The organism is Collinsella sp. D33t1_170424_A12 (assembly GCF_015554865.1).
Lineage (GTDB): Bacteria > Actinomycetota > Coriobacteriia > Coriobacteriales > Coriobacteriaceae > Collinsella.
The window spans coordinates 1-2,521 of record NZ_JADNJJ010000048.1 but is presented as its reverse complement, the minus strand read 5'-3'; the positions used below and the strand labels follow the sequence as shown (position 1 = coordinate 2,521).

Below are 2,521 nucleotides of genomic sequence, written 5' to 3'. Positions count from 1 at the left end.
AGGCGGAGTGGTCGGAGATGCAGTTATAGGTGTAGGCGAAGTTCCACAGGTCGTAGGCGATGATCCAGGGCCAGATCATGTCGGGCCAGATCATGTCGCGGGTCTTGTCCTTCGAGACGAAGATGCCCAGCCAGCCGCAGATGGTCACGATGTTCAGGATGCCGGCGATGCCGTTCATGATGTTCCAGGGGCCGGAGATGGTCCACAGGTTCTCGACGGTGCCGCCGGTCCACAGGCCGAAGCTGAAGACCTGGAAATCGCGCAGGACGGCCTCGGCGATGTTGACGGCGAGGATGAGCGGCGGGAAGCACAGGGCCCACTTTTTCTCGTAGAGGTGGTGGACCTGGCCGTCCTTGCCGGTCCACGTGATGTAGCGCAGCGCCATGAAGCCGAGGCAGCCCGCGAGGGCGGAGTAGGTCTTGACCCAGTTGAACCAGGTGCCGGTACCGTACTCGTTGCCGGGGGCGGCGGTGGTGGGCCACACGAAGATGGTGAGCAGGAGCGGCACGATGCCGAAGAGCGTGATGCCGGCCCAGGGCTTGGAGCGGCCGAGCTCGTTGAACGCCATGAGGGCGAACAGGATGAAGAGCCAGATGGCCCAGTACGACATGTCACCTGCCGTGTAGAGCAGTCCCATGGGACCTCCATTCGTTGCGGGCTCAAGCGCCCCGTTTGCATGATGCGCTCAGTATAGGTACGGGGAACCTCCGGTGTTTTACGCGCCCGGCCGGCATGGGCTAACGCCGGGGCCTGAAATGTAAAACCCGTGCAACGCGCAAAGAAAAACAAAGAGATGCGAACATATGTTCTGAATATGGGTAGACTATCGGCACGACGCGCATCGGAGAAGGGAGACGTGCATGGAAAACGCGGTAAAGGACCAGGTGGTTCTGTATCGGGAGGAGGTGGATGACGAGCGCCTGTGCATCGCCTGTGCCTTCACGGAGGAGGGGCAGCTCGAGGTGATGCAGGTGAGCGAGGGGCCGCTTACATATTGGTGCTTCGAGGAGAGCCCTCATTACGTATCGACGATGTTCGATCGCGAAGCGATTGAGGGGATGCTTGCCTACTTCCATGTGGAGGAGGATCGCGACCTGCTGCACATGCTGCGGGCGTCGTATGTCGGGTGCGATGCCGGGCGGCGCGTGCGAGGGCTCGCGCGGCGTCTCGGGTGCATATATACGGTGCACGAGAACGCTATCGTACGGTAGCACGGGGCCTGCGTTCCCGTCTGTACTATAGGCACGGCGCGGAATACGGCTTGGGATGGCGATGGCTGATTCGCTGTCGCCGTCCCGATCTGCTCGTGCGGTTCGCGTTATGGTTGAGAAAACAGTAGGAATGGGGAGGCATCGTATGAAGGTATTCGATGGCAAGGTGGCGCCATGGTATATCGCACTGTTCGCGGCGATGTTGATGGCGATTGCGGGGCTGTACGTATGGGTGGTTCCCGGTGCGGGTGCGGACCAGTCGTTTGTGGCCGGTCTGATACTCATCGCGGCGGCGTGTTGCGGCGTGGTGACGGGTGCGCCCATCGTGCGCAATCGCGTGGAGGTGCGCGTTCCCGCACCTGGCAGACCATCCGAAGGCTCCAGCGAGTCGCGCGGCGACTCACGTGAGGGGGACGAGGAAAGAGATGCTGTGTGGAGCGCGGAAGCGCTGGCTGCCGGCGTGGCGGAACCCTGCATCGATGTGGTGTTTGGAGTCGTGCGCACCAGAATCGCGGTTACGGATATCAAAACGGTGGAGCGTCGTCGCTCGTTGATCGTTTTGGGAACGCAGATCGCCGCGTGTTCGGGCGATTGCGTGCGCATCGTCACGAGCTCGGGTGGCGCTATCGTCGTAGCGCTTAAGGACAACCAAGGTTTCGTAGACCTGCTCCAGGGACTTATGCAGTAACAAGAAGCGAGTCACGAGGACTCGCTTCTTGGTTTCATACTGGCGGAGAGCTGGGGATTCGGGGCGGCTGCGCCGCCGGCCGCTGCGGGCCTGGCGGCCCTTGCGTGCTGCGCCGGCAAACGCTAGCGCGTTTACTCGGCTCCGCACCCTTGCGGGTTCGAATCCATGCTGCGGCAACAAAAAAGCGAGTCACGAGGACTCGCTTCTTGGTTTCATACTGGCGGAGAGCTGGGGATTCGAACCCCAGATTCCCTTTTGGGGAATACTCGCTTAGCAGGCGAGCACCTTCGGCCTCTCGGTCAGCTCTCCGTAGCAGCTTGATAAGGATAGCGCAAAAGGGCATGGGAATACAAGGGGTAAGTCTTGACTTCTTTTCCGATCAGAAATGGTGCTTTCGGGATGCCGGTGCCTGCAGGCTGTGATCGGGAAACATGGGTGGAAGAAAAAAGTTCCTCAGAGATATAGGCTTTGACCTTGTGATTTCGTATCGAGGAAAAGATTTCTTCAAAATCTTCGATATTTTGGGTTGACGTATGAGGGGCTGCGTGCGAATATAGTCCTCGCGTTGCGGCGTTACCTCAGCTGGATAGAGGGTCTGACTACGAATCAGAACGTCACAGGT

The 2,521-nt window shown here is 59.8% G+C and carries 3 protein-coding genes and 1 tRNA gene; 2 read left to right on the top strand and 2 right to left on the bottom strand.

Annotation, left to right across the window (positions count from 1 at the left end):
• Positions 1 to 637, bottom strand: a 637-nt coding sequence (locus I2E26_RS02435; RefSeq protein ID WP_195419482.1) for a DUF5692 family protein, incomplete at its 3' end; no start/stop codon positions are given.
• Between the two features lie 223 nt (positions 638 to 860).
• On the opposite strand from I2E26_RS02435, the gene I2E26_RS02430 reads away from it, so the two are divergent.
• Both I2E26_RS02430 and I2E26_RS02425 read left to right on the top strand, forming a co-directional pair.
• Positions 861 to 1,211 (top strand): hypothetical protein, encoded by a 351-nt coding sequence (locus I2E26_RS02430; protein ID WP_147588448.1) that lies wholly within the window; start codon positions 861 to 863, stop codon positions 1,209 to 1,211.
• Between the two features lie 145 nt (positions 1,212 to 1,356).
• Positions 1,357 to 1,899: a PH domain-containing protein gene (locus tag I2E26_RS02425; protein WP_195419481.1), complete on the top strand. Its 543-nt coding sequence runs from the start codon at positions 1,357 to 1,359 to the stop codon at positions 1,897 to 1,899.
• A 218-nt stretch (positions 1,900 to 2,117) separates the two neighbouring features.
• On the opposite strand, the gene I2E26_RS02420 is transcribed toward I2E26_RS02425, so the two are convergent.
• Positions 2,118 to 2,208 (bottom strand) — tRNA-Ser (locus I2E26_RS02420).
• Positions 2,209 to 2,521 lie beyond the last annotated feature (313 nt).

Excerpts from the sequence above, each read along its gene's own strand:
- I2E26_RS02430 (WP_147588448.1), top strand. The coding sequence starts at position 861 with ATGGAAAACGCGGTAAAGGACCAGGTGGTTCTGTATCGGGAGGAGGTG.
- I2E26_RS02425 (WP_195419481.1), top strand. The coding sequence starts at position 1,357 with ATGAAGGTATTCGATGGCAAGGTGGCGCCATGGTATATCGCACTGTTC.